The organism is Ralstonia sp. RRA (assembly GCF_037023145.1).
Classification (GTDB): domain Bacteria; phylum Pseudomonadota; class Gammaproteobacteria; order Burkholderiales; family Burkholderiaceae; genus Ralstonia.
Genome location: NZ_CP146091.1, coordinates 2,683,541 through 2,709,961 on the forward strand (window position 1 = coordinate 2,683,541; position 26,421 = coordinate 2,709,961).

Here is a 26,421-nt window from a genome sequence, read left to right on the forward strand (position 1 = left end):
ATGGGGACACTCATGCTTAACCGCTTCATCCGCACCAGCGCATTCGCGCTGTGCGCCGCCTTGGCTGTGCCTGCCCTGGCCCAGACCGCGCAAACCACCACCAACCGCCTCGACGAGATCATCGCCCGCGGCACACTGCGCGTCGGCACCACGGGTGACTACAAACCCTTCAGCTACAAGAACCCCGCCGACGGCCGCTTCATCGGCCTGGACGTGGAGATGGGCGAGCAACTGGCCCGCGCGCTCGGCGTGAAGCTGGAAGTGGTGCCGACCACGTGGTCGACGCTGATGCAGGACTTTGCCGCCGACCGCTACGACATCGCCATGAGCGGTGTATCTGTCACGCTGGATCGTCAGAAGAAGGCGTTCTACTCGATCCCGTATCAGCGGGATGGCAAGACGCCAATCACGCGCTGCGAGAACCAGGCCAAGTTCCAGACGCTGGCGCAGATCGACCAGCCGAACGTGCGCGCCATCGTCAACCCGGGCGGCACCAACGAGAAGTTCGCGCGCGCGAACCTGAAGCAGGCGCAGATTCGCGTGTATCCGGACAACGTGACGATCTTCAACGAGATCGTTGCCGGCCGCGCGGACCTGATGATGACCGACGCGGTGGAAACCAAGCTGCAGCAGAAGCTGCACCCGGAACTGTGCGCCGTGCACCCGGAGGCGCCGTTCGATTTTTCGGAGAAGGCCTATCTGCTGCCGCGCGACGTGGTGTTCAAGAACTTCGTCGACCAGTGGCTGCGGCAAAGCATGGAAAGCGGTGAATTCGCCAAGCGCTTTGATGCGTGGCTGGCGTATCCGTGGAACGTGCCTGCCAAGTAAGCCCCTGCTGACCCTGGCGCGCTATGCCTCAACGGCGCGCCGGGCCGCACGCTGCATCAGCACGATGAGGCACACGCCGTTGAGCACAGCGCCCATCAGCCAGACCGTGCCGGACCAGAACTGCGCAGTGGCCGCATAAACTGCAGTTGCCGCCAGCGGTCCGACCATGGCGGCGACGCTGGCCATGCTGGCCAACGCGCCCTGCAGCTCACCCTGCTCGTGCTCGCTCACCTGGCGCGACAACATCGCCTGCATGGCGGGCATGCCGATCTCGGCCATGCACAGCAGCACCATGGTCGGATAGACCATCCAGCCGGCGCTGATCCACGCCATTGCTGCAAAGCCGGCCATATCCATCATCACGCTCAACACGACGGCGCGGCGCTCACCCACGGCACGCGCAATCGGCCCGGTCAGGAACGCCTGCGACAGCGCATGCATCAATCCGTAGGCCGCCAATGACAGGCCCGCCGCACGCGTGTCCCAGCCGAAGCGCGCTTCACCGTGGATCACCCAGAGCGTCTGCGGAATCTGCCCGACGATCTCGATGATGGCCAGCACGATCAGGAAAGGCAGCAGCGTCGGCACACGTGCCATGCGCCGCAACGACTGCACCGGCAGCAGCGTGCGCCACGCAAACGGCGCGCGCTCGGCACGGCGCGATTCCGGCAACGCCACGCACGCGATCAGGAAATTGACACCGTTGAGCACCGCCGCCAGCAGAAATGGCGCGCGCAGCCACCAATCCCCCAGCAGGCCACCCAGCGCCGGCCCGGCGATGAAGCCCAAGCCAAAGCATGCGTTCATCAGCCCATAGCGGCGTGCACGGTCGGCGGGCGCCGTGATGTCGGCGATGTAGGCCGTGCCCACGGCATAGTTGGCCCCGGTGATGCCCGCCACCACACGCCCCAGGTACAGCACCCATGCATGCGGCGACAGCGCCATCACGAGGTAATCGATCGCTGCGCCTGCCAATGACACCAGCAGCACCGGCCGGCGCCCGAACCGATCCGCCAGTGCCCCCAGGATCGGCGCGAACAGGAACTGCATAGCCGCATAGGCGGCGATCAGCAAACCGAATTCGAACGCGATGTCACCGGTGTGATCGAGCTCGCGCAGCAGGCTCGGCAGGATGGGCATGATGAGCCCGACGCCCATGGCATCGAGCGCCAACGTAGAAAGAATGACGGCAAAGGCAGGCATGCGAACGCGCCGCGGGCCCAGGCGGGCGGCGGCGCATGAGGAAAGAAAGTCGCGATGATGCGCCCAAGCGGTGGCGCTGTGCAGCGGGTACGGCGGATGCGCAAGGCAAGCGCAAGCTTGCCGGCAGCTTCAACGTGGGGTCAGTGCAGGTTGGCAGGTAGGCCGTGCTGCAGGGCGAGTGCGTCGCGCAGCAGTGCATCGGTCATGTCGCGGCCCAGCAGTGCAGGGTCGAAGCGCGCCGAGAAACGCGTCGAGCACGACTCCACCTGCAGCACGACCTGGCCCGGCGGCAGCAGTTCGATGTCGACGTGGATGTCCTCGTCGTCTTCGGTAAAGGAATGCAGCAGAGTGAGCGCGCGATAGCCGTCGGCGCGTTCCACCGCGGCTTCCGTCCAGGAAGGCGCCAGCAGCGCGCAATCGACCAGCGTTTCGGGCTCCTCCGGACGATACAGGTGCAGGCCCATCATGGTGGACGCAGCATCGGCCACGCCCGACCATTCGGCAGCCGGAATCAGATCGCCCAGCAGGCGGACATCGTCGACGGCGGCATCGGTCTGCACGAAGGCGGCGCCCAGGAAGAACGCCGTCTCGTCACGAAAACCGCCCGCCACCGTGTTGCGCCACAGGCGGTGGCTGCTCTTGCTGCCCAGCGCCACCTGCGACAGCACCTTGGCTGCACGCGCGCCATCGGCACCCGACCATTGCTCTACCGCGCCATGCGAGAACAGGCGATCGGCCATCACCAGGCCCACGCCCTCGGGCAGCACGCGTGCCTCCAGCCACCGGGCGAGCACATGCACACCACCGAACGGCATCTCCGGGCGCCCGATCGCATGCGCGCGCACGCGGCCGTTCTCCGGCACGTGAAACGGCATGGCAAACAGCCTCGCCTGATAAGCGACGCCGTCGATCTCGAAACGGGCGATGGACGCAGTGGTGATGGTCATGATGGTCTTCCTTGCAGCAGGGGCGGAAAGCATCGCCCTCACCTGCTTCAACGACCGTTCGCGTGGAATGTTTAGTGGCAGACCGCCCTACTGGGGCAGGGGGAATCCCCAGGTTTGTAATGCGACGCAACAATCTGCCGCACCCATGGCCGGAATTTTTTGCTGGGTGGCACCGTCAGATGTTCGCTGTAAGGGTTATCCCGCATCTCATATTCATGTGTCATATCAATGACTTATGTGCAGATTGCGGTGCTTGAGGGGTCACAATTGTTCGTGTTTTTTGAACAAAGAGTTTAAGAGAACTGCTTTTTTACCGCTCAAGCAACGACTAAGCTTATGCCATCGCGTTACTGCACTGCAGCGAATCTGCCCTGTAGCAATGCTCACCCCCCTGTTGTGGAGTCCATCATGAAGACCAAGAACCTGCTTATCGCCTCGCTGATCGCCATTGCTGCTGTGCCCGCTTTCGCAGCCGGCGTGCAGAGCAAAGACCCGTACACCAATGGCCAGGCCGTCACCAAGGGCGACCCGTACACCGATGGTGCTCGCAAGGCTGATGCGTACACCGATGGCGCACTGCGCAAGGCCGATCCTTACACCGATGGCCAGCTGCGCAAGGCTGATCCGTACACGGACGGCGCTCTGGTTGGCAAGGCTGACGCATTCACCGACGGCCAGTAAGCGCGTCTGCATCACCCCTGATTCATCTCCCTCCCCGATGCCGGGCGCCCAAGCGGCGCCGGTGCCGGTTTGATGAGGCGGCCCTTTCCGGCCGCCTTATTTTTTTGCATGCGCGTGGCGTCATCTTTGATATGACGCGCAGACACACCAAGGCGTGTCTGCCGCACGGCCCCGTTTCACGCGGTCACACCCGGTATCACCGGGCTTTCCCCCCTCAAGCCGCGCCCGCTGCGTCCGATATGATGAATGGCAACCATTGGCACAGCAGCGCCCCCTTGCGCCCGCTGCATAGGACGTGCCCTGCCAAGGCATCCGATTGTCTAGACACCAACATGCGCAAGCGCATCGCCATCGAACACCTGCGGGTGGGAATGTATCTGGAGGAATTTGTCGGCTCGTGGCTGGACCACCCGTTCTGGCGGGCCCGCTTTCGCGTTGAAGATTCCGCCCAGCTGCAACGCCTGCGTGCCAGCGGCATCCGAGAGGTCTGGATCGATACCGCACGCGGCACCGACGTGGCCGCAGCCAATGCTGCGCCACCCGCCCCCCCGAGCCCGCCGTCAGCACAGCCTGACGCCGGCATCACACCGCGCCCAATCACGTACGCCGAAGAAATGCGCCGTGCCGGGCACCTGATCAGCAAGGCAGAAGTTGCCGTCAAGGCTATGTTTGCGGACGCGCGCATGGGCCGCACCATCGAGGCGCGTGACGCGCTGCCGCTGGTCGAGGCGATCTCCGGCTCGGTCGACCGCCACCCGAGCGCCTTGATCAGCCTCGCGCGCCTGAAGACGAAAGACCGCTACACCTTCCTGCATTCCGTGGCGGTGTGTGCGCTGATGGTGTCGCTCGGCCGCCAGCTCGGCCTGTCCGACGATGAAGTCCGCGACGCGGGCCTGGCTGGCCTGCTGCACGACATCGGCAAGATCGCTATTCCGCCCGAGGTACTGAACAAGCCGGGTGCGCTCACCGCCGATGAATTCCGCACCGTGGTCGTTCACCCGCAGGCCGGGTACGACATCCTGGTGGGCGACACCCAGATGCGCGACATCGCGCTCGACGTCTGCCTGCACCACCACGAGCGCATGGATGGCACCGGCTATCCGCACAAGCTGGCCGGCGAGGGCATCTCGCTGTTTTCGCGCATGGGCGCCATCTGCGACGTGTACGACGCAGTGACCTCCGACCGCCCCTACAAAAAAGCGTGGGAAGCCGCCTACGCGATCCAGCGCATGGTCGAATGGCGCGGCAACCATTTCGACCCGATGGTGTTCAACGCCTTCGTCAAGAGCGTGGGCATCTATCCGGTGGGCTCGCTGGTGCGGTTGCGCTCGGGGCGGCTGGCCGTGGTCATGCAACACACGCCGGGCGCGTTACTCACGCCCACGGTCAAGGTATTCTTCTCCATATCGTCGGGCACGCGGATTGCGCCCGAGCTCATCGACCTGGCGCACACCGGCGACCAGATCGTTTCACGAGAAGAACCCAGCGACTGGGGCCTGACCGACCTCAACCAACTTTGGATACACGGCGACTGATCTGTAGCCCCCTCCTCCGGCGTTGCCTCGTATGGCTCATGCTGGGCTGGCTGACGTGCAGCGTGCCCGCCGCGATGGCAGCAGACTCACCGCTGCGCATCGGCTCCAAGCGCTTCACCGAGTCGTACGTGCTGGGCGAAATCCTCACGCAGACCGCCGCCCAGAGCGGCCCAGCCGAACACGTACCGGGCCTGGGTAACACCGCCATCGTCTTTGCCGCGCTCCAGAACGGCAGCATTGACGCCTACCCCGACTACCTCGGCACCATCGCCGCCGAAATCCTCCACCTGCCGCAGGCACAGGCGGCCAATCCTGATCAGGCCGCACTGCTGGCCGACGTAAACCGCGCACTTGGCCCCATGGGCCTGGCTGCGGGCGTGCCGCTCGGCTTTGAAGACACCTACGCGCTCGCCATGCGCGAGGCCGACGCCGAACGCGAGCACATCCGCACCCTCGCCGATCTGGCGATGCACCCGGCGCTGCGCCTCGGCCTGTCGCACGAATTTCTCGGCCGCGCCGACGGCTGGCCGGCCATCGCCGCACGCTACGCGCTGCCGCAGCATCCAACCGGTCTCGACCATGGCGTTGCCTACGACGCGCTGCGTGCCAGGCAGGTCGACGTGATCGACATCTACTCCACCGATGCCAAGATCCGCCGCGAGCATCTGCGTGTGCTCGACGACACCGCGCACGTCTTCCCGCGCTACGACGCGGTGTTGCTCTACCGCGCCGACGTCGCGCAGAAACACGCCGCGCAATGGCAGGCCATCACCGCACTCACCGGCCGCATCCAACGCGACGACATGGTGGCGATGAACGCAGCGGTCGAGCTGGAAGGCCGATCGTTCTCGCAAGTCGCACGCCAGTTCCTCGCCGGGCAGCACAATGCGCCCGCCGCCACACCGGCGCGCGCGTTCTTCGCACAACTGACCGATGGCCTGGGGCGATTGACGCAACGGCATCTCATGCTGGTCGGCATCTCAACAGGCGTTGCCGTGGCGCTTGGTGTGCCGCTGGGTCTGGCTGCCGCACGACGGCGGATCAAGCAGCCGATCCTCGCGGTGGTGGGCGTGCTGCAGACGATTCCCTCGCTGGCGCTGCTGGCCATGCTGATCCCCCTCGTGGGGTCGATCGGCGTGGTGCCGGCGCTCATCGCGCTGGCGCTGTATGCGCTGCTGCCCATCGTGCGCAACACCATCGTCGGTCTGGAACAGGTGCCGGATAGCCTGCGCGATGCGGCGCTGGCGCTTGGCTTCACACCCGCGCAGCGCACGCGCGTAGTCGATCTTCCGCTGGCGTTGCCGGTCATCCTGGCGGGCATCAAGACGGCAGCCGTCATCAGCGTGGGCACAGCAACGATTGCCGCGTTCATCGGCGCAGGCGGCTATGGCGAGCGCATTGCCACCGGGCTGGCGCTCAATGACAGCGCAACGCTGCTCGCAGGCGCCATCCCGGCTGCCGTCCTGGCGCTGCTCGTGCAGGGCGTGTTCGAACTCATCGAATGGCAACTGCGCCGGCGGGGAAGCAACACCCCCAATCGGTAGCAAGCGCGCGCGCAGGCGTTCCATTACCATGCGCGGACAATTCGATCGCCCTCCTCCCCGCTCATGTCCACGCTTTCGCTCTCCACCGCCCTGCTCGTTGCAGCGGCCGGCGTCTATGCCGGTGCGCAAAATGCCATTGCCGGCGGCGGATCGTTCATCACGTTTCCGGCGTTGCTGCTGGCGGGGCTCAACCCGCTGGCGGCCAACATGACCTCGACGATTGCGCTGTTCCCCAGCCAGATCACCACGTCGGTGGCCGGGCGCAAACTGGCCGGCGGCGTGGATGCTGGCGAGCATCACCTCTCGCTCAAGCAGTTGATCGTCATCAGCCTGATCGGCGGCGTGCTTGGCGCGCTGTTGCTGCTGGCGACGCCGCCGTCGTTCTTCGCCAAGCTGGTGCCGTATCTCGTGCTGTTTGCCACCAGCGTGTTTGCGTGGGGCAGCTTCCGGCGCAAGCCGCTGCATGCCGCCTCCGGCCTGTCGAGCACAACCTTGGCGACGATCCAGTTTGCGATTGCCATCTACGGCGGCTACTTCGGTGGCGGGATTGGGTTTTTGATGCTGGCGGCGCTGACCGTGGCAGGGCAGCAGGTGCGCATGGCCGCGGCCACCAAGAACGTACTCGCCATGACGATGAATGCGTCAGCCGTGGCGGTATTTGCGTTCTCGCCGCAGGTGAACTGGGCGGCGGTGCTGGCCCTGGGCATTGGCGGCATCGCAGGCGGGTTTGCTGGGGCGTGGCTGTTGCACCGGCTGCCGGAGAAGGTGCTGCGCGGCTTTGTTGTTGTCGTCGGCGTCGTCCTGACTGTTTGGCTGTTCGTGCGCGCCTGATTCTCTGATTGCGTTCTCAGCCAAAGATTGGACTGGGTGGTCTACCTCCCTTTCGTTCCCTGCCGGGACCGACTCACTTTCTTTGTCTTGCCAAAGAAAGTAAGCAAAGAAAGGCGCGCCCGATGCGGCGAAAGACTCCTTGAATTTCTGTCGCAAGGAGGGAGAGGAGGCAAACTCGCTGCGCTCAAACAGCCTCCTCTCTTTTTCCTCCTTGCAACAGAAATTCAAGGCGCCGCATAGGGCAGGGAAAGTCAAAAGCAAAAAGACAAACCATTTGGGCACCAAGCAAAACGACAAGGCCAACCTCACGATGGGTTGGCCTTTGTCTTTTGACGTTAGGCCCTTGATGGCGCCTTGGATTTTTGTTGCGGGGAGGATAAAGAAGGGAGGCTGTCTGAGCGCAGCGAGTTTGCCTCCCTTCCCTCCCCGCGACAAAAATCCAAGGAGGGGGTCGCCATCTCGGGCGCGCCTTTCTTTGCCTACTTTCTTTGGCAAGACAAAGAAAGTAGGTCAGCCCCGGCAGGGGATGAAACAAGAGATGCACCACCAAAAAAAAAAACAGGGAACGCACCACAAAGGCCCATTCCCTGCTGCACCAAAAAACTCACACCAAACCAATCAAACGATGCCGGTCGCGTAAAACACAGCAATCACAAAGAACACAGCCAGCGTCTTGATGATGGTGACGCAAAACACATCGCGATACGCCTCGCGGTGCGTAAGCCCGGTCACGGCCAGCAGCGTGATCACGGCGCCGTTATGCGGCAGCGTATCCATGCCACCCGAGGCCATCGACGCCACGCGGTGCAGCACCTCCATCGGGATACCGGTCGCCTGCGCAGCCTGCACAAACTGATCCGCCATCGCAGCCAGCGCAATGCTCATACCGCCCGAAGCCGAACCAGTGATACCGGCCAGCGTGCTCACCGTCACGGCTTCATTGACGAGCGGATTCGGAATCGCACGCAGGCCGTCGGCCAGCACCAGGAAGCCCGGCAGCGCAGCGATCACGCCACCGAAACCGTATTCCGAAGCCGTATTCATCGCGGCCAGCAGCGCGCCGGACACGGCTGCCTTGCTACCCTCGGCAAAGCGACCCTTCACGGCGCGGAAGCCGAACACCAGCACCACGATGATGCCGATCAGCAGCGCCGCTTCCACGGCCCAGATCGCGGTCAGCTTGTCAGCTTCAACGGTCAGCGGCTTGGGCAGACCCGGCAGCGCAACCGTGACGACCTTGCCGTACCACGTCGGAATCCAGCGCGTGAACAGCAGGTTCATCACGCCCACCAACACCAGCGGCGACAGTGCGATCAGCGGGTTTGCCAGCGTGCCGGTCTCGGCCGTTTCCGGCTCGTTCACCAGCTTGGTGAGGCCGTGGTCATAGCCGTGGCCATTGCGCAGCGCCACGCGGCGGCGCCATTCCAGATACGACATGCCCACCACGATGATGAACAGCGCACCGATCGTACCGAGCCACGGCGCGGCCCACGAGGTGGTGTGGAAGAACGTGGTCGGGATGATGTTCTGGATCTGCGGCGTACCCGGCAATGAATCCATCGTGAAGGAGAACGCGCCCAGCGCGATCGTGCCCGGGATCAGGCGCTTGGGAATGTTGCCCTGGCGGAACATCTCCGCCGCAAACGGGTACACCGCAAACACCACCACGAACAGCGACACGCCGCCGTACGTCAGCAGCGCGCACACCAGCACGATGGAGAGCATCGCGCGCTTGGCACCCACCACGCGGATGACCGAGGCGACAATCGAGCGCGAAAAGCCCGACAGCTCGATCACCTTGCCGAACACGGCACCGAGCAGGAACACCGGGAAGTACAGTTTGACGAAGCCGACCATCTTCTCCATGAAGATGCCGGAGAACACCGGCGCCACGGCCGATGGATCCGTCAGGAGCACCGCGCCCAGGGCGGCCAGCGGTGCAAACAGGATGACGCTGTAACCGCGGTAGGCGGCAAACATCAGAAATGCCAGCGCAGCCAGCACGATGATGACGGACATCGACAATCTCCTCACTTTCTTCTTTTAAGAGCGATGGATTGTATGTCGCGATGCAGCAGATGCCGTTACGCAATCACGCGTATTGAACTGGCGGCAGAACTGACGTTCAGCCGCGCCAGACGTGTGCTTTCGTCATGTTGAGATGACAGATCAATGACGGTGGCCCCAGCCACCGCGGCCGCCCCAGCCCCGGCCTCCCCAGCCGCGATGGCAGCCCCAGCACCCACCGCCGCCAATCCACACGCTGCCGAAAACCGGCGCAGGATAGTAAGCCGGGCCATAGTAGTAATAAGGGTCGTACGGGTAGGCCGGATACGCTGCCACCGGCGCGGGCGCAACCGCGACGGGAGCGATCGGGTTGCCATAGGCGTCGTAGTACGGCGCAACCACGCAGCCGCTCAACAAGGCGGTTGCGCACACGGCCAGCGCACCCGGCAGGAGGGCACCCAGGCGGGCGCGTTGCGATGTCGGGTCCATGATGTGCTCCGTCAGATGCATGTGCATATGCGTTGGACAGCGTTTGGCCAGTTCGATTCCAAGGACTTTGGATACCGGCACGACGAATCGTTGCCGAATCACTTAACATGGCCGCTTCGCTGCTGCGCGGGGGAGCTCGGGGGAGAAAACGCGGCAGACGATATCCACACATATTGGAGGACACATCCATGCAAGCCACCGAAGCCACGACGGCGCCCGCCCAGGGCAATCGTGCACCGGCCCCGGCCATCTCCGCAGCCACCCGACGCAAGGCCATCATCGCCGCCACCATCGGCAACGGCCTCGAGTGGTTCGACTTCACGGTCTACAGCTTCTTTGCAGTCATCATCGCCCGGCTGTTCTTTCCCACCGGCAACGACTTCACCTCGTTCATGCTGACGGTCGCCACGTTTGGCGTGGGCTTCTTCATGCGGCCGGTCGGCGCCGTGGTGCTCGGCGTCTATGCCGACCGCGTGGGCCGCAAGGCAGCGCTCACGCTCACCATCATGCTGATGGCACTGGGCACGGCCATCATCGGGCTCGCACCCACGTATTCGCAAATCGGCATCGGCGCACCGATCCTGATCGTGATCGCGCGGCTCATCCAGGGCTTTTCGGCCGGCGGTGAAGTCGGCGGTGCCACGGCCTTCCTGATCGAGTATTCGCCTGACGAGCGCCGCGGCTACTTCGCCAGCTGGCAGCAGGCGAGCCAGGGCATCTCGTTCATCCTTGGCGCGGCCATGGGTGCGATCGTCACCAACGGCCTGTCGCCCGAGCAGATCGACGCCTGGGGCTGGCGCATTCCGTTCCTGTTCGGCCTGCTGATCGGCCCGGTCGGCATGTACATCCGTTCGCACCTGCATGAGCCGCCTGCATTTGAAAAACAGAAGGCCAAGGCCGAGAAGGAATCGCGCCTCGCGCCGCTGTCGCAGGTGCTGCGCGATCATCCGCGCGAAGTGCTCGGCGGCCTGGGCGTGACCATCCTGTGGACGGTCTGCACGTACACGCTGGTGTTCTACATGCCGACGTACGCCAAGCAGCAGCTCGGCCTGCCGCTGGGCGCGACGTTCCAGTCGACAGCGCTGTGCGGCGCGATCATCTTCGTGCTGTGCCCGATCATGGGCACGCTGTCGGATCGCATCGGCCGCAAGCGCATGCTGGGGACGGTGGCGCTCATCATCGCCGCAGCAGCGTATCCGCTCTTCCACTGGCTGAACGTCAACCCGACCGTGCAGACGCTGCTGCAGGTGCAGGTGATCCTGGGTGTGCTGCTGGCGGCGTTCACCGGCCCGGCGCCGGCCGTGCTGGCCGAGCAGTTCCCGACAGCGGTGCGCTCCACCGGCCTGTCCATTTCTTACAACCTGGCGGTGACGATCTTCGGCGGCTTTGCTCCGCTGATCGTGACGTGGCTGATCGCCAGCACAGGCAGCAAGCTGGCGCCGTCGTATTACGTAATGGTCGCGGCCATCATCAGCGTGTTCGCGCTGTCGCTGATGCACGATCGCACAGGCAAGCCGATCGAGAAGTAACCGCTTGAAATCAATCAGGCGAGAACGGCCGGTGGCTCAACCCACCGGCCGTTCGTCTTTTGCGGCCAGCAGCGCGGCGTTCTCCAGCACACGCACACCGGGCGCATCCACACGTGCTGCGCTCACCAACGCTGCCGCCACCGATTCCGCCGGCACGGGCCGCCACGCGGTCGGCACCATCCATCCGATTGCGTGCGACAGATTTTGTGCAATGCATTCGCCGAAGCGGAATTCGCTGCGTTTGCCGAGCAGCAGCGACGGCCGCACGATCGTGACCGATGGAAAGCCGATCGACAGGATCTCTGCTTCCACCTCACCCTTGCAGCGATTGTAAAAAACACCCGAGCGCGCATCGGCGCCCAGCGCGCTTACCAGCAGGAAATGATGTGCCCCGGCCGCGAACGCGCGCCGCGCCAGTTCCGCCGGATAGTCGACATCAACACGCCGGAATGCTGCCTGCGATCCGGCCTGGCGAATGGTCGTGCCCAGCGCGCAAATAACGATATCTGCAGCCAGGGCGGTGTCCGCCTCGGGGGCGTCCAGCCGATCGAAATCGACCACGCGCTCGCGCAGTCTGCCGGGCATGGCCTGCCCTGCTGTCAAGGCCCCCTGCCGGCGGACCAGCGCTGTCACGCTGCCGGCCCAGGTCTGGGCGACCAGGCGGCGCACCACCGCGCTGCCCACCAATCCATTGGCGCCGGCCACCAGCACGGCCGGTCCGCGTGGCTGTTCGGCGGCATCGCCATCGCCCGCGAAGCCTTGTGCGACAGGCGTTTGCGAACTCGACATGATGTTCTCCATGAGGTTGGCATTGGCTGCAAACACACAGTGTACGGCGGCTTTCGCACCGGTTTCCGACGGCGGGCCTGCGCGCTTTCGGTGCATTTCGGGTGCGGACAACGCTGAAGGAAATGCAAACAAACCCTGTCGATATCAGGTGTTTCCCGTATGCCCGCCCCGCAAACGTAGACAGGACAAGTGTCGGTTGCGAGCAACGGCCCGCAAAGCCTTGCAGGGAGGGGATGTGCAACCCTTCGCAACGGTGATATAAAACGGGTCGCAGTACAACGCTGTCCAACAAACCTGATGTGGGGAACTGACATGACGACCAAATCCGAACTCGTAGCCGCCATTGCAAAAGACGCAGAACTGAGCAACGCCGCCGCCGAGCGCGCGCTGAACTCCGCGCTGGAAAACATCAAGAAGACCGTCGCCAAGGGCGGCACCATCACGCTGGTTGGCTTCGGTTCGTTCTCGTCGGGCAAGCGTGCTGCACGCACCGGCCGCAACCCGCGCACCGGCGAAGCCATCAAGATCCCGGCAACCAAGACCGTGAAGTTCACGGCTGGCAAGGGCTTCAAGGACGCCGTGAACAAGAAGAAGTAAGAGTCTTCTGCCGAGCTCTACGGAGCCGGGAGACTTGCAAGGGACCCTTTAAGGGTCCCTTTTCTTTTGACTGCTTTTTGCCTGAGCGCAAAGATCAGGCGATCGGCCAGAGCGCCACCAGATAGCCGACCGACCCGACGCGCGCAACCAGCGTGTCGTTGCCCGACGGCACGTCCAGCCACACCGCTGCGCCCCGCGGCACATCCACACCGTCAAGCGACAGCGCGCCGTGCACGCAATAGATCAGCCACTGCATGCGCGCGTGCCTGATCGGCAGCGACCGGCGCTCACCAGCAACCAGCGTGATCGACTCCGCGTGATGCGCCCAGGTGTCGCGGCGCGTCATCACGTTGAAGTCCGACAGCGGCGCATCGAGCGTGGCATGAATATCCACTTCGCCGGGAAAGCGCGTGGGGGCCTCGCCCGGCGCAAGCGAAACGACGTCACCATCCGCGCGATGCATCGTCAGCCGCCCACCCGCGATCACCGCCAGCGAGCGATCGATACCAGCAAAACGCGAAAACGGCCCCGCAGCATCGACCTGCGCTGTGCTGATGCGCCAGTCGAAGGTGTCGAGCGTGGCGCCTTCGGGTGCGATGGCGATTTCGGTGGTGACACCGCCGCCGTTCTTCCACGGCATGCGGCGCATTGCGTCTGCAGGAATCAGCTTCATTGGCGGCGCAGCAGGTGATATGCCAGGCGTGCGGCCACACGCACGGTGCGGCGGTCCTGGTCGTATTCGGGGTTGGTCTCGGCGATGTCCGCCACGCGCACCTTGCCCGTGGCACATACATGCTGCACGAGCGCTTCGAGCACCGGCAGCGTGATGCCGTACGCAGCGGGCGCAGATACACCGGGCGCGAAGGCGGCAGCCAGCACGTCCATGTCGATGGTCAGGTAGACGTGATCGACATCGGCCAGCCACACATCCAGATCGGCCATGCGCGCATCGAGATGGCGCTCCTGCACATCGGTGTCTTCCACGTAGTGCGCGTGCAGCGCATCGGCACGATCGAACAGCGCGGGCGTGTTGGACAGGCGGCTCACGCCCAGGCAGCAATACGTCAGGTCGATACTGTGCGCGGCACAGTCTTCGGCGATCTGGTCGAACGGTGTGCCGGAGTTGCCGGGGCGGCTCGTGCGCAGATCGAAATGCGCGTCAAAGTTGACGATGGCCAGACGCCCGCGCAGGCCCTGTTTCTGCCAGTGCTTGCGCAGGCCCTGGTACGTGCCGAACGCAACCTCGTGGCCACCACCCAGCACCACCGGACGCGCGCCCGCATCGAGCAGATCGAAGACAGCATCACCGAGCGCGGCTTGCGCACCCTCCAGATCACCATCATCGCAAGTGACATCACCCGCGTCGGCGAGCACGGCAAGACCGTGCGCAGGCACGTTCGCCAACGCACGACGAATCTCACGCGGGGCCTGCGCGGAACCGGCACGACCGTGGTTGCGCAGCACGCCGGCATCGCACGCAAAGCCGAGCACGGCAGGCGCACCGGAGAGCGCCGTGACATAGGCAGACCGCACAACCTGGAACAGTCGCGTGACGTCGCCGCGCTCGCCTGTGTCATCACGGCCCTGCCAGATAGAAGCATCGAATGTCATCACCTTGTGCATGGTCATGAACGCGTGAGCACCGCTTGCAGGAACGAACGCGTACGCGCCTCCTTGGGTTCTCCAAAGATGACCGACGGTGGCCCGGCTTCGACGATGCCGCCGCCATCCATCACCACCACCACGTCGGCCACTTCGCGTGCGAAGCCCATCTCATGCGTGACGACCAGCATCGTCATGCCTTCCTTGGCGAGCAGCTTCATCACCTGTAGCACCTCGCCGACGAGCTCGGGGTCAAGCGCAGACGTCGGCTCGTCGAACAGCATCACTTTCGGCCGCATCGCCAGCGCGCGGGCAATCGCGACGCGCTGCTTCTGGCCGCCGGAGAGGCTTGCAGGCATCGCATCGGCCTTGTGTGCCAGGCCCACTTTCTGCAGCAGTTCGCGCGCTTCCGTTTCAGCCTCGTGCTTGGACTTATTGCGCAGCATGCGCGGGCCGATGGTGACGTTGTGCAGCACCGACAGATGCGGGAACAGGTTGAACGACTGGAACACCATGCCGACCTGCTGACGCAGGTGGTTGAGGTCGCTCTCGGGCAGCATCGTGCCGTTGTCGATCAGTCGCTTGCCGCAGATGTCGATGGTGCCGCCCTCGGGCACTTCCAACCCGTTGCAGCAGCGCAGGAACGTGCTCTTGCCCGAGCCGCTGGGGCCGATGACGACCACCACCTGCGAGGCATCGACCTCGAAGTCGATGCCTTTGAGCACGGTGTGATCGCCGTACGATTTGGTGAGACCGCGGATCTGGATCATCGGTACATCCAGCGCGGATTTCAAAGTTTGCGGATTCGCGTTTGCCATGTTCATTGCACCATGCCTCCCGCACGGATGTTGCGTTCAAGGCGATGCAGCAAGTAGCTCGCCGCACTGGTCAGCACCAGATACACCAGCGCAATCGCCAGGTACACCTCCAGCGAGCGGTACGACACGCTGATGATCTTCTGCCCTTCGTGCATCAGGTCGTGAATGGTCAGCAGCGACACCAGCGCCGAGTTCTTGATCAGCGCGATGAACTCGTTGCCCAGCGGCGGGATCATCCGCACCACGGCCTGCGGCAGAATGATCGCGCGCATCGACTGCGCCGACGACATGCCGATCGAGCGCGCGGCCTCCATCTGCCCACGATCCACCGATTGGATCGCGCCGCGCACGATCTCCGACACATAGGCGCCGGAGTACACGCCCAGGCCCAGCACGCCGCACACGAAGGCCGGCAACAGGATGTCGAACTGCGGCAGCCCGAAGAACAGCAGGAAGAGCTGCACCAGCAGCGGCGTGCCGCGGATGAACGTCACGTACACAGTACAGATGCCGTAGACGAAGCGCCGGCGCGGGTTCAGCCGCCCGATGCCAACCAGCAGGCCCAGCACGCAGCCGAGCATCAGCGCGACAGCCGTCACCTCCACGGTGACGAGCGCACCGTGGAGGATGTCCGTCCATCCCGCCCAGACAGGAGAAAAATCCAATTCCATCAGTGTGTCCGTCGGTTGTTACTTGGCGTCGGGGCCAAACCACTTCTTGAGGATCTGCGCGTACGTACCGTCAGCCTTGATCTTCTCGAGCGCGGCGTTCAGCGCCTTGGTCAGCTCAGGCTGGTCACGGCGCACGGCAATGCCGTATTCCTCGGTCGTCAGTGCCGGCTCGACCAGGCGCAGGCCCGGACGCGCCTTGACGTAGTACGCCGCAGCGGGGCGACCCGTGACGGCTGCATCGGCACGGCCGATCTCAACGAGGTTGAACATCTGCTCGTTCTTCTCGACTTCCACGCGCTCGACCTTCGGATAGTTCTCACGCAGGTAGTTGACCGACTTGGTGCCCACCTGCACGCTCACCTTCTTGCCGTTCAGGTCAGCCGGCGTCTTGATGGTCGTGTTGCCCTGCTTGACCAGCGCAACCAGGCCACCGTGGTAGTACGGCACCGTGAAGTCGACCACCTTCTTGCGCTCCTCGGTGATGTAGATGCCCGAGATGGCCACGTCGAAGCGGCGCGAGATCAGGCCCGGCACGAGGCCCTTGAAGTCGATGTCGGTCCACTCGACCGGGCGGCCCATGGTGCGGGCCAGCGCTTCGATCAGATCCACATCAAAGCCGGTGCGCTTGCCGCCCTCGACAAACTCCATCGGCGCGAAGGTGGCATCGGTGGCCACGCGCAGCGGCTCGCCTGCAGCGTGCGCAGCGGTAGCGAAGGACGCCGCAGCGGACAACGCCACGGCACAAGCCAGCATAAAACGACGGCGATTCCCCATGAGTGGTCTCCTAATGTGCATGTGGGGTGGGAAAAAGTATTCGAAGCGTTCGAAGACGAAGAATTAGATGTCCTGCAGCCGCGCTGAGATAGACGCCGCAGCAGCCACGGTCATATCGATCAGGCGCTGTTCCTTGCCGCGCACGCGCGTGGCAGGCGCCATCAACGTAATGGAGCCGAGCGCGTGGCCGGGCATCCGGAACACCGGCGCACTCACGCCCCAGACGCCGGGATCGACTTCGCCTTCGGACAGCGCATAGCCAGCGGCGCGAATGTCAGCAAGTTCGGTTTGCAGTTGCGCTTGGCTGGCGGCATCGATGGCCAGCAAGTCAGCGAGGATGGCGCGCGCTGCCGTCGGCGGCATGAACGCGAGCAACGATTTGGCGGAGGCGCCGGCCACCAGCGGCACGCCACGCCCCTTTTCGAACGAGCAGCGCAGCGATTGCTGGCTCTCGACCATCTCCAGGCACACGGCCTGGTCCTTGACGGCCACCACCAGCCCGACCGATTCACCCGACTCGGCGACGAGCTTGGCCATACCGATGCGCGCTTCCTGCACGAGGTGCGAAGCGTGATCGAAGCCGAGTGCGAGTTGCAGACTGATCGGACCCGGCGCGTAGGTGCCGGACGATTCGAGCACGAAGCCCCAGCGCTTGAGCATCGCCACCTGGCGGTACAGCGTGCTCTGCGGCAGACCGGTCAGCTCGACCAGTTCACGCGCCGCAACCGGGCGGCCGTGGCGCGCGATGGTGGCGAGCACCATCAGCACGCGATCCGCACCGGCGGTGGGTTGTGCTGCAAGTTGTGCGGAACCGGGCTCGGCCATCGCAGAAGCTCCGTGGCGTGGAATGCGACGGAGAATGCGACGGTTTTCTCAAATCATCAACGCACGATTCCCAATAGACGGGAAAAGTACGCAAATTCAGTATTTACACCTAGGACGTCTCGGTCACATTCCAACCTTCTTCGTCCAAGCGCGCTTCCAGGAACGCGACGACGGCGTGGGCGGAGGCCTCGCTGCGGCAGGTGGTCAGCGCCGCGTACAAGGGCGCAGCCAAGCCATTGAGAAAATCGAGCGGCGCTTCCGGCCCCTCGGCAAGGTAGCGCTGCAACGCTGAAAACGCCCCCGCCTGGCTCAACCGCCAGTCTGCAATCGAGGCCTGCCGCACGTGGCGGGTCGTGGATTGCGCTGCCGGCGCCGGCTTTGGCGGAGCCTTGGGCTCGGGGGCCGCCTTGACCCGCGCGCGGCCGACCACATAGCCGTCAGCAAGCAGGCGCGCGAGGTCGTCCATATCCAGGCCGGCGCTGTTCAACTGCGCCAGGATCTCGGCCGCCGTGCGCTCGCCATTGACCAACAACAGAATCGCACGCTGGCGATGCGTCACTTGCCCGCTACGCGTCTGCAGTTCCTGCGTGCCGCGCTCGGTGCGCGACAGGATGTGGCTCAGGTCCATCGTTCCCCTCCCTTTTTTGTATGTGTCTGTTCGATGAAGGGTCAGTCTAGAAAAACCCGGCGCAGCGCGGACCGTTTGAACGCAGTCTGGCGCGGCATACCGACTATCACGTGCGCGGCATTGCATTGCAGGACGGACCGACGCATGCATTGATCATCAAATGCAGATTGAAACCAGATCGACTCGCAACCTGTTTATCGCCTCCGGATAGAAGCCTAAAGTGCGGCGCATCTCAACCCACCGGAGCTTTCCATGCCCGCTCACCCCGTCCTCCGCCCTGTCCTGCTGGCCACCACTGCGCTGGCGCTGCTTGCCGCGCTACCGACGTTCGCCGCAGACGATGAACTCGTCCGCCCGCAACATCTGGCCGCCCCGGACACACCGCAAGCCGCGGCCACCGTGCTGGCGGCACGCCGCTACGCCACCTTCTGGCATACCGGCGATGCGCGCTATGCCACGCAGGCGCTGTCGTCCGACTTTGCCGATCGCACGCTGCCCGCAGGGCGTGTGCAGGGCCAGCAAGGCCCGCTTGACGCTTCTCGAGCCTTCCGCGCCGCCGTGCCCGACATGCGTGTGGAAATCGAAGACATGGTTGTGGCCGGCGACCGTGTGGCCGTGCATCTGCGCTTTCGCGGACACTTCACCGGCGAGTTCGGGCACACGCACGGGCAGAGCCAGCCCATCGACTTCCAAGCATTCGACTTGTACCGCGTGGCCGACGGCAAGATCGCCGAAAACTGGCACCTGGAAGACAACCAGACGCTGCTGGGGCAGATGGGGTTGCAGCCCTGAATTCGCACGGATCTATTAACGCCCTTTAACAAGCTTGCACCCCACTCCCGCTATGCTTCGCCCCTGCTTGCAAGCCGCTTAGCGGCTGCCAGAGCGATAGAAGAAACGAGCCAACGAATACACGAAAACGTCTTCAGGAGAAGCACATGGGAATGGGGTTTCAGGGCGCACTGCGCGCCTGGGCGAGCGCGCTCGCCTGCGCCGGGGTGATGGGGCTGATGGGTGCGGCCGCCGCGCACGCACAATCAGCACCATCGGCTGGTCCGAATCCGGAACAGGAAATCAAGCAGGCCTGGGCTGCCGCCAAGGCCACTGCAAAGGCGGGGCCCACGTCGATCGAACTGCGTGACCAGGCCGCCCTCAAGATCGGCGCGAACCAAGTCTTCATCCCGCAACCGGCCGCCGGCCAGCTCATGCACGCCATGGGCAACGGCAACAACCAGGACTTGCTCGGCCTGGTCATGCCCACCGACGAAGAGAGCGACTGGATGGTGATCGCCGAGTACGAGGCGTCGGGCTACATCAAGGACGACGACGCTAAGGACTGGAACGTCGACGACCTGTTCAAGTCGCTCAAGGAAGGCACCGCTGCCGCCAACGAAGAACGCGAGAAGCGGGGCATCCCCGCGCTGGAGATCCAGGGCTGGGTTGAGCGCCCGCACTATGACGCCGCCACGCACCGCCTGATCTGGTCGATGGCCGCGCGCTCCAAAGGCCAGCCCGCCAACGAGCCGGAATCGGTCAACTACAACACCTACGCACTAGGCCGCGACGGCTACATCAGCCTGAACCTGATCACCGCAAGCGACCACGTCAACGCCGACAAGCCCGCCGTGCAGAAACTGCTGGCCGACCTCGACTTCAAGGACGGCAAGCGCTACACCGACTTCAACGCCAAGACCGACAAGGTGGCTGAGTACGGACTGGCCGCGCTGGTGGGTGGCATCGCTGCCAAGAAGCTGGGCCTGTTTGCCGTGATTGCCGCCTTCCTGGCCAAGTTTGCCAAGGTGGCGATCCTGGCCGTGGCGGGCTTTGGCGCAGCGATTGCCAAGTTCTTCAAGCGCAAGCCGAGCGCCTGATCACGCTGGCACACACGCCATGACCAAACTGCTGATCCTGCTGTTCTCAGGGCTCAAGTTCGGCAAGCTGCTGACCACCGGCGGCACGATGCTGCTGTCGGTGGCGGTGTACGCCTTTGCGTTCGGCTGGCGCTATGCGGTGGGCTTCGTGGTGCTGCTGTTCATCCACGAGATGGGGCATTTCATGGCGGCGCGCCAACGCGGGCTGGCAGTGGGTGCCCCCACCTTCATCCCGTTCGTGGGCGCGTGGATCGACCTCAAAGAGCAGCCGATGGATGTCGAGACCGAGGCCTACATCGGCCTGGCAGGCCCCGTTGCGGGCACGGTTGGGGCGATGCTCTGCTACGGCCTCGCGCGCTATTCCGACAGCCAGTTGCTGCTAGCCCTGGCTTACGCCGGTTGCTTCCTGAACCTGTTCAACCTGATCCCGATGTCGCCGTTTGATGGCGGACGGATTACGGCGGTGCTGTCGCCGCGCATCTGGTTTCTAGGGGTGCCGGTGCTGGTGGCGCTGTTCATGTGGCGGCCGAGTCCGATCCTGATTCTGATTGCCGTGCTGGCTGCCCCGCAGCTGATGAAGGCGTGGCGCTACGATCCGGACGCACCGGAAAACCGCGCGTACTACAGCATCTCCAACGAGTCGCGCCTGACCTACACGGTTTACTACATCGGCCTGGTCGTCTTCCTGGCGATGATGAGTCACGAGTTGCACGACATGCTGGGCAGCGTGCGCGCATAAAAAAACCTCCGCAAATGCGGAGGTTTTTTCTTGGTACTGCGCTTGCTCGGTTTCGCTTTAGGCGAAGTTCGCAGCAACGAAGTCCCAGTTGACCAGGGTCCAGAACGCTTCGACGTACTTCGGACGCGCGTTGCGGTAGTCGATGTAGTAGGCGTGTTCCCACACGTCGCAGGTCAGCAGCGGCTTGGCGTCGGTCGTCAGCGGCGTGGCGGCGTTCGAGGTGGACACCAAGTCCAGCGAGCCGTCGGCCTTCTTCACCAGCCAGGCCCAGCCCGAACCAAACGTGCCAACGGCCGTCTTGGTGAACTCTTCCTTGAACTTGTCGAAGCTGCCCCACTTGGCGTTGATGGCGTCAGCCAGGGCACCGGTCGGAGCGCCGCCGCCGTTCGGCTTCAGGCCGTTCCAGTAGAACGTGTGGTTCCACACCTGTGCGGCGTTGTTGAAGATGCCGCCCGAGGACTTCTTGACGATGTCTTCCAGGCTCAGGTTCTCGAACTCAGTACCCGGGATCAGGTTGTTCAGGTTCGTGACGTAGGTCTGGTGGTGCTTGCCGTAGTGGAACTCCAGGGTTTCCTTGGAGATGGTCGGCGCCAGGGCGTCGAGTGCGTACGGCAGCGGGGGGAGCGTGTGGGCCATTTGTTTTCCCTTCTGTGGGTTGTGTGGGGTTGCGTGCGAGTTGTGCAAACCGGGAGCGACGATTGTAGGAGAGTTGCAAAACCGGCGCAAACAGCGTGCCAAATAGGCGGAATACCCTTGGAACAGGGTACAGAAACGCGCGCAATCGTTATCAGTTCATGCGCCAGTCACATATCGAGCTTGGGCTGCACCTGGGCGATCTCGATGTCGACCGCGCCCTGCGCCAGCCGCGCCTCGATGCGCGCCCGGGCATGCAACGCGTTCGGATCGCGGATGGCGTGACCCTTCGCGTCGAGCAGCACCGCGTAGCCGCGCTCCAGGGTGCGCTGCGGTGCCAGCAACTCCAGGCCGGTGTGCTGCCGCGCCAGGCGCTCCTGCGACCGCGCCAGCGTGTCACGCATGGCGCGTGCCAGCGCGGCTTGGGCCTGTTGCAGCACAGCGCGCTGGCGGGTGACATCCGGGCGGGCGGCCGTCAGGCGCATCGTCAGCAGGCGCTGCACGTGCTCGGCACGCTGCACACGACCGGTCAGCGCAAAACGCAGGCGCCCTTCCAGATGCGACAGTTGCGTACGGCGCTCGCGCATCTGCGCCTGCGGGCTGCGCAGGCGGCGCGCGAGCCAATCGACGGTCTGGGCGCGGCGGTCAAGCTGGCGGCGGAACTGCGCGGACAGCGCATCCCAGTCACGCCCCACGTCACGCAGCATGCGGGCCCGGTCCGGGCTGACAAGTTCTGCGGCACCGGTGGGCGTGGGTGCGCGCACATCGGCCACAAAATCGACGATGGTCACATCGGTTTCATGTCCGACGCCTGCCACGATGGGAATCTCCGAAGCGGCCACGGCACGTGCTACCGGTTCTTCGTTGAAGGCCCACAGATCTTCAATGCTGCCGCCGCCCCGGCACAGGATGACGACATCGACTTCTGCCCGGGCATTGACCGTATCGAGCATGGCGGCAATGCGGTCGGAGGCGCCGGCGCCCTGCACCGGCACCGGATAGACGATCACGGGCACATGCGGCGCCCTCCGGCGCAGCGTGGTCAGCACGTCGCGCAAAGCCGCCGCCTGCAATGAAGTGACAACCCCGATGGCACGCGGATGCCGGGGCAGCGGCCGCTTGCGCTCCGGGTCAAACAAGCCTTGCGCCTCCAGCGCGGCCTTCAGTCGCAGGAAGGCTTCGTACAGGTTGCCCAGCCCGGCACGGCGGATACCCTCGACGCTCAGTTGCAACTCGCCACGCGCCTCGTACATCGTGACCAGCGCGCGCACCTCGACGGCTTCGCCTTCGCGCGGGGTGAAATCGGCGTACTGGTTGCGACCCTTGAACATCACACAGCGGATCTGCGCACCGGCGTCCTTGAGCGAGAAATACCAGTGGCCACTGGCCGCCCGCGTGAAGTTGGAGATCTCACCACGCACCCAGCCCAGTGGAAAGTTGCGTTCAAGCAACCCAGCAATCCGCCGGTTGACCTCGCTGACGGTCAGCACGTCCTGGCCGCCGCGTGTGGGCGCGGCAGGTGCCGGAGTCGCTTGGGTGGTCTGCGCTGCACTCGCCGCTTGGGCGGGAGCATCCATCCAGAAGGGTCGGCGGGAAGACGGCGGCGTGGTCATAAGTGGTCGTGGCGGCGCAATGCGATGGGGCTCCGGGGCAACTTCTACCTTGAATGAGGGAGAGATTCTGCGCCAGCCGGGCTAGCTGTCCACAGCATAACGCCCTTGTCAAGCTTGACAGACGTTACGTGACGCGCTCTCTGCATTTTTACGCAACCCTTTGATTTTTATGAAAAATCGCCTTGTGCCAAAAATTCAGCCGCGCAAGTAATTTCGTTCTGCGTCAAGCATTTAGCGCATGCGCCCCAAGGATGTTCACAAAGTTATCCACAGCAACGCTGGAAAATCAGGATGTGACGCCTAGGCAGTGGATAAATCAGCAGCGGATTGTCACACGCTCGGGGCTCGCATCCCCGATCTTCCGCAGAAAACCCCGGTGCACATTTTTTAAGCGGCGCACCGAACACCCTTATGAATCAGTCACTTAAGGTGCTTGTCCGGGCAATGTCCACAACCCGTCCACAAGACTGTCCCGTATCGGTGTGGATTTCCGGCCAGCTCCGCGGACCACGCCCGGACTTTTCTCGAAATCTGCGCAGAAACCCCGCCTGCACAATTTTTAAGCACAGCACCGGACTCCCTTTTATATCAAGTACTTAACGCGCTTGTTCTGGGAATGTCCACAACCCGTCCACACAACTGTCCCGCAGCGATGTGGATTACCCGCCGGTTTCCACGGGCGGAGGACGTTTTGCCAGTGAATTGGCCACAGGAAGGCCCATTGCATCTTTTTTAAGCACGACACCGAACACCCTTTCACATCAAGCACTTAGCTTGCTTGTTCCGACACTGTCCACAACCCGTCCACAAGACTGTCCCGCTTGGTTGTGGATTGTGCGCGCACTGAATTCTGTGACGACCCTTTGACTGTCGCAGGCGCTTGTCGCTACGGTGCGCCATCGTGTTGCCGAGGCAGGTCCGACGCGCTAGAGTGGCGCCTGTTTTTGCCGCAACGGACCGCGTTCGGGGACGCGGACGGCATGCACAGCAGTCAGGGCGCCAAATGCACGACGAATCGGCGCCCCAAATCAAATTCCTTCCACAACGACAAAACGGGTTGTCCAGTGTTTTCCATCATTCAAGCCGCCGGCTGGCCGATCTGGCCGCTGTTGATTGCCTCGGTGCTCGCCCTCGCGCTCATCATCGAACGCTTCGTCGCTTTGCAGCGCAAGAAGATCATTCCGCCCAAGGTCTATGACGAGGCGCTGGCCGTCGCGCATCAGCGCAAGGCGACGCCGGAAGTGGTGAATACGCTGGAACAAGGCTCGCCGCTGGGCCGCCTGCTGGCCGCCGCGCTGCGCCACGTGGTGCTGCATCCCAACACCACGCGCGACGCCGCCAAGGAAGTCGTGGAAGAAGCCGGCCAGAACGTGGCCCACCGTCTGGAGCGCTACCTGAACGCGCTCGGCACGATCGCCTCGGTGGCACCGCTGATGGGCCTGTTCGGCACCGTGGTCGGCATGATCGAGATCTTCGGCAGCCAGACCGCAGCGGGCACCAACCCGCAAACCCTGGCACACGGTATCTCCGTCGCCCTGTACAACACGGCGCTGGGCCTGGTCGTGGCCATCCCGACGCTGATCTTCTGGCGCTACTTCCGTGGCGTGGTCGACAACTACGTGGCCGAGTTGGAGCACCTGTCGACCATGTACCTCGACGCGATCCTGCCGCCGCGGCGCGGTTGATCCGGGCAACGCATTCCTGAGAACGCCATGCGCTTCCGCCCGCGCCACGCTCGCGAAGAGCCGGAGATCAACCTGATCCCGCTGATCGACGTGCTGCTCGTGATCCTCATCTTCCTGATGATCACGACCACGTATTCCCGCTATACCGAACTGAAGGTCAACCTGCCGACCGCCGACGCTGAAAAGGCGACCGAGCGCCCGGGTCAGATCGTCGTGTCCGTCACGGCTAACGGCGTCTACTCGGTGGACAAACAAGTGCTCGACACGCGCGACGTGACCAGCCTGGCCGATGCCCTGCACGCTGCTGCGGACAAGGCAGGCGGCCGCGAACCCATCGTCGTCGTCAATGCCGATGCGCAAGCCGCGCACCAGGCCGTGGTGAACGTGATGGAAGCCGCCCGCGTGGCCGGCCTGTCGCACCTGACCTTCGCTACACAAACCGGCAACGCTTCTCGCTAAACCCACACGCACGACATGCCCGTCGCCCAGCACCGCCTCGCCAGCTTCGTCACCCGCCAATGGCAGCAACGGGGCTGGTTCGCGTGGGTGATGCGGCCGCTGTCATGGCTGTTTGGGGCGATCAGCGCGCTGCGCCGGCTGCTGTTCCGCTGGGGCTGGCTGCGCTCGGTGCGCCTGCCGATGCCGGTGGTGGTGATCGGCAACGTCACCGTGGGCGGTGCGGGCAAGACGCCGGCCGTGATTGCGCTGGCCTCGGCATTGGCCGATGCTGGCTTGCGCCCGGGCATCGTCTCGCGCGGCTACGGTGTCGAACTCAAACACCCGCGTCCGGTGCGCGAGCATTCCCGCGCGGAAGACGTTGGCGACGAACCGTTGCTCATCGCCCGCGCCACCGATCTGCCGGTGTGGGTCTTCCCCGACCGCGTGCTGTGTGCGCAGACGCTGCTGGCCTCGCACCCGGGCTGCAACGTGATCGTGTGCGACGATGGCCTGCAGCACTACCGCCTGCGCCGCGACATCGAGATCATCGTGTTCGACGCGCGCATGGGTGGCAACGGCTTCCTGCTGCCTGCCGGCCCCCTGCGCGAACCGATGACGCGCAAGCGCGACGCCACGCTCATCAACGACCCGCACTACCGCGCCACGCCGGATCGCCCGAACATCTTCGGCATGCACCTCGCGCTGCAGGACGCCTATAACCTGGCCGACCCAGCGCTGCGCCGCCCGCTCGCGCAGTTCGCCCGCGTGGAAGGCGAGCAACTGCTGGCCGCCGCCGGCATCGGCAACCCGGAGCGTTTCTTCGCCTCGCTGCGCGCCGAGGGCCTTAAGCCCAGCACCCTGCCGCTGCCCGATCACTACGACTTCGCGAACAACCCGTTCGCCGACAGCCACGCCGAGGTGATCCTGATCACCGAAAAGGATGCCGTAAAATGCGGCCATCTCGACGACCCGCGCATCTGGGTGGTGCCGACCACACCGGTGGTCGACGCGGCGCTGGTCGAACAGGTCTGCCAGCGCGTGCGCGCCCTGGCCGATCGCGCGACCGCCAAAGCCGGCGCACAATAACGCCACCACCCCATCCGCTGTACCGGCGCGCTGCCCTACCCTCTGAGCAGCCGCCACG

At 64.2% G+C, this 26,421-nt stretch carries 27 protein-coding genes; 13 read left to right on the forward strand and 14 right to left on the reverse strand.

Annotated elements, in window-relative coordinates:
• Window positions 1–12: 12 nt before the first annotated feature.
• Window positions 13–828 (forward strand): transporter substrate-binding domain-containing protein, encoded by an 816-nt coding sequence (locus V6657_RS12970; RefSeq protein ID WP_048934497.1) that lies wholly within the window; start codon window positions 13–15, stop codon window positions 826–828.
• A gap of 21 nt (window positions 829–849) precedes the next feature.
• On the opposite strand, the gene tet is transcribed toward V6657_RS12970, so the two are convergent.
• Complete coding sequence (gene tet, locus V6657_RS12975; RefSeq protein ID WP_048934496.1) at window positions 850–2,031, reverse strand: Tet(A)/Tet(B)/Tet(C) family tetracycline efflux MFS transporter; 1,182 nt, start codon at window positions 2,029–2,031, stop codon at window positions 850–852.
• 140 nt (window positions 2,032–2,171) lie between these two features.
• Window positions 2,172–2,978 carry a hypothetical protein gene (locus V6657_RS12980; protein WP_048934495.1) on the reverse strand — a complete coding sequence of 269 codons (807 nt, stop codon included), beginning with the start codon at window positions 2,976–2,978 and terminating at the stop codon, window positions 2,172–2,174.
• A gap of 408 nt (window positions 2,979–3,386) precedes the next feature.
• Here V6657_RS12980 and V6657_RS12985 point away from each other — a divergent pair, with 408 nt between their 5' ends.
• The 4 genes from V6657_RS12985 (at window position 3,387) to V6657_RS13000 (ending at window position 7,569) form a co-directional block, all read left to right on the forward strand.
• Window positions 3,387–3,659: a hypothetical protein gene (locus V6657_RS12985; RefSeq protein ID WP_048934494.1), complete on the forward strand. Its 273-nt coding sequence runs from the start codon at window positions 3,387–3,389 to the stop codon at window positions 3,657–3,659.
• Window positions 3,660–3,991: 332 nt separating this feature from the next.
• Window positions 3,992–5,194, forward strand: coding sequence for an HD-GYP domain-containing protein (locus V6657_RS12990; RefSeq protein ID WP_048934493.1), 1,203 nt, complete (start codon window positions 3,992–3,994; stop codon window positions 5,192–5,194).
• Window positions 5,176–6,738, forward strand: coding sequence for a glycine betaine ABC transporter substrate-binding protein (locus V6657_RS12995; protein WP_048934492.1), 1,563 nt, complete (start codon window positions 5,176–5,178; stop codon window positions 6,736–6,738). Before V6657_RS12990 ends, V6657_RS12995 begins: the two co-directional genes overlap by 19 nt.
• 63 nt (window positions 6,739–6,801) lie before the next feature.
• The gene (locus V6657_RS13000; protein WP_048934491.1) at window positions 6,802–7,569 is read left to right on the forward strand and encodes a TSUP family transporter; all 768 of its coding nucleotides are present in this window, start codon (window positions 6,802–6,804) and stop codon (window positions 7,567–7,569) included.
• Window positions 7,570–8,187: 618 nt separating this feature from the next.
• Here the strand turns inward: V6657_RS13000 and V6657_RS13005 are convergent.
• Both V6657_RS13005 and V6657_RS13010 read right to left on the reverse strand, forming a co-directional pair.
• Window positions 8,188–9,588, reverse strand: a complete 1,401-nt coding sequence (locus V6657_RS13005; RefSeq protein WP_048934968.1) for a GntP family permease — start codon at window positions 9,586–9,588, stop codon at window positions 8,188–8,190.
• A 150-nt stretch (window positions 9,589–9,738) separates the two neighbouring features.
• Window positions 9,739–10,065 carry a hypothetical protein gene (locus V6657_RS13010; protein ID WP_048935049.1) on the reverse strand — a complete coding sequence of 109 codons (327 nt, stop codon included), beginning with the start codon at window positions 10,063–10,065 and terminating at the stop codon, window positions 9,739–9,741.
• Window positions 10,066–10,253: 188 nt separating this feature from the next.
• Here V6657_RS13010 and V6657_RS13015 point away from each other — a divergent pair, with 188 nt between their 5' ends.
• Window positions 10,254–11,594, forward strand: a complete 1,341-nt coding sequence (locus V6657_RS13015) for an MFS transporter (RefSeq protein ID WP_048934969.1) — start codon at window positions 10,254–10,256, stop codon at window positions 11,592–11,594.
• Between the two features lie 36 nt (window positions 11,595–11,630).
• Here V6657_RS13015 and V6657_RS13020 read toward each other — a convergent pair whose 3' ends face one another.
• Window positions 11,631–12,383 carry an oxidoreductase gene (locus V6657_RS13020; protein ID WP_048935050.1) on the reverse strand — a complete coding sequence of 251 codons (753 nt, stop codon included), beginning with the start codon at window positions 12,381–12,383 and terminating at the stop codon, window positions 11,631–11,633.
• Window positions 12,384–12,695: 312 nt separating this feature from the next.
• On the opposite strand from V6657_RS13020, the gene V6657_RS13025 reads away from it, so the two are divergent.
• The gene (locus V6657_RS13025; RefSeq protein WP_003272088.1) at window positions 12,696–12,980 is read left to right on the forward strand and encodes an HU family DNA-binding protein; all 285 of its coding nucleotides are present in this window, start codon (window positions 12,696–12,698) and stop codon (window positions 12,978–12,980) included.
• Between the two features lie 94 nt (window positions 12,981–13,074).
• On the opposite strand, the gene V6657_RS13030 is transcribed toward V6657_RS13025, so the two are convergent.
• From V6657_RS13030 to V6657_RS13060, 7 genes are all read right to left on the reverse strand, one after another.
• Window positions 13,075–13,653, reverse strand: coding sequence for a HutD family protein (locus V6657_RS13030; RefSeq protein ID WP_048934970.1), 579 nt, complete (start codon window positions 13,651–13,653; stop codon window positions 13,075–13,077).
• A complete protein-coding gene (hutG, locus tag V6657_RS13035) occupies window positions 13,650–14,609 on the reverse strand; it encodes a formimidoylglutamase (protein WP_171018000.1) in 960 nt (319 codons plus the stop codon). Before hutG ends, V6657_RS13030 begins: the two co-directional genes overlap by 4 nt.
• Window positions 14,606–15,406 (reverse strand): amino acid ABC transporter ATP-binding protein, encoded by an 801-nt coding sequence (locus tag V6657_RS13040; RefSeq protein ID WP_048934971.1) that lies wholly within the window; start codon window positions 15,404–15,406, stop codon window positions 14,606–14,608. The genes hutG and V6657_RS13040 overlap by 4 nt, the downstream gene beginning before the upstream one ends.
• Complete coding sequence (locus tag V6657_RS13045; protein WP_048934972.1) at window positions 15,403–16,071, reverse strand: amino acid ABC transporter permease; 669 nt, start codon at window positions 16,069–16,071, stop codon at window positions 15,403–15,405. Before V6657_RS13045 ends, V6657_RS13040 begins: the two co-directional genes overlap by 4 nt.
• 18 nt (window positions 16,072–16,089) lie before the next feature.
• Window positions 16,090–16,845 (reverse strand): glutamine ABC transporter substrate-binding protein, encoded by a 756-nt coding sequence (locus tag V6657_RS13050; protein WP_048934973.1) that lies wholly within the window; start codon window positions 16,843–16,845, stop codon window positions 16,090–16,092.
• 63 nt (window positions 16,846–16,908) lie between these two features.
• Complete coding sequence (locus V6657_RS13055; RefSeq protein ID WP_048934974.1) at window positions 16,909–17,670, reverse strand: IclR family transcriptional regulator; 762 nt, start codon at window positions 17,668–17,670, stop codon at window positions 16,909–16,911.
• Between the two features lie 109 nt (window positions 17,671–17,779).
• Window positions 17,780–18,298: a hypothetical protein gene (locus tag V6657_RS13060; protein WP_048934975.1), complete on the reverse strand. Its 519-nt coding sequence runs from the start codon at window positions 18,296–18,298 to the stop codon at window positions 17,780–17,782.
• 252 nt (window positions 18,299–18,550) lie between these two features.
• On the opposite strand from V6657_RS13060, the gene V6657_RS13065 reads away from it, so the two are divergent.
• The 3 genes from V6657_RS13065 to V6657_RS13075 all read left to right on the forward strand — a co-directional run bounded on the left by V6657_RS13065 (window position 18,551) and on the right by V6657_RS13075 (window position 20,908).
• Window positions 18,551–19,090: an ester cyclase gene (locus V6657_RS13065; protein WP_048934976.1), complete on the forward strand. Its 540-nt coding sequence runs from the start codon at window positions 18,551–18,553 to the stop codon at window positions 19,088–19,090.
• A gap of 146 nt (window positions 19,091–19,236) precedes the next feature.
• Complete coding sequence (locus V6657_RS13070) at window positions 19,237–20,169, forward strand: DUF2167 domain-containing protein (RefSeq protein ID WP_048934977.1); 933 nt, start codon at window positions 19,237–19,239, stop codon at window positions 20,167–20,169.
• Between the two features lie 19 nt (window positions 20,170–20,188).
• The gene (locus tag V6657_RS13075) at window positions 20,189–20,908 is read left to right on the forward strand and encodes a site-2 protease family protein (RefSeq protein WP_048934978.1); all 720 of its coding nucleotides are present in this window, start codon (window positions 20,189–20,191) and stop codon (window positions 20,906–20,908) included.
• Between the two features lie 57 nt (window positions 20,909–20,965).
• Here V6657_RS13075 and sodB read toward each other — a convergent pair whose 3' ends face one another.
• The gene (gene sodB / locus V6657_RS13080; protein ID WP_021195830.1) at window positions 20,966–21,544 is read right to left on the reverse strand and encodes a superoxide dismutase [Fe]; all 579 of its coding nucleotides are present in this window, start codon (window positions 21,542–21,544) and stop codon (window positions 20,966–20,968) included.
• A 167-nt stretch (window positions 21,545–21,711) separates the two neighbouring features.
• Entirely contained in the window at window positions 21,712–23,118 is a 1,407-nt protein-coding gene (gene xseA, locus V6657_RS13085) for an exodeoxyribonuclease VII large subunit (protein WP_048934979.1), read from the reverse strand.
• Window positions 23,119–24,218: 1,100 nt separating this feature from the next.
• On the opposite strand from xseA, the gene V6657_RS13090 reads away from it, so the two are divergent.
• From V6657_RS13090 to lpxK, 3 genes are read left to right on the forward strand one after another with little or no spacing between them, the layout of a single operon-like run.
• Complete coding sequence (locus V6657_RS13090) at window positions 24,219–24,839, forward strand: MotA/TolQ/ExbB proton channel family protein (protein WP_021195832.1); 621 nt, start codon at window positions 24,219–24,221, stop codon at window positions 24,837–24,839.
• Window positions 24,840–24,866: 27 nt separating this feature from the next.
• Window positions 24,867–25,298, forward strand: a complete 432-nt coding sequence (locus V6657_RS13095; RefSeq protein ID WP_021195833.1) for a biopolymer transporter ExbD — start codon at window positions 24,867–24,869, stop codon at window positions 25,296–25,298.
• 15 nt (window positions 25,299–25,313) lie between these two features.
• Window positions 25,314–26,363, forward strand: coding sequence for a tetraacyldisaccharide 4'-kinase (gene lpxK / locus V6657_RS13100; RefSeq protein WP_048934980.1), 1,050 nt, complete (start codon window positions 25,314–25,316; stop codon window positions 26,361–26,363).
• Window positions 26,364–26,421: the final 58 nt, after the last annotated feature.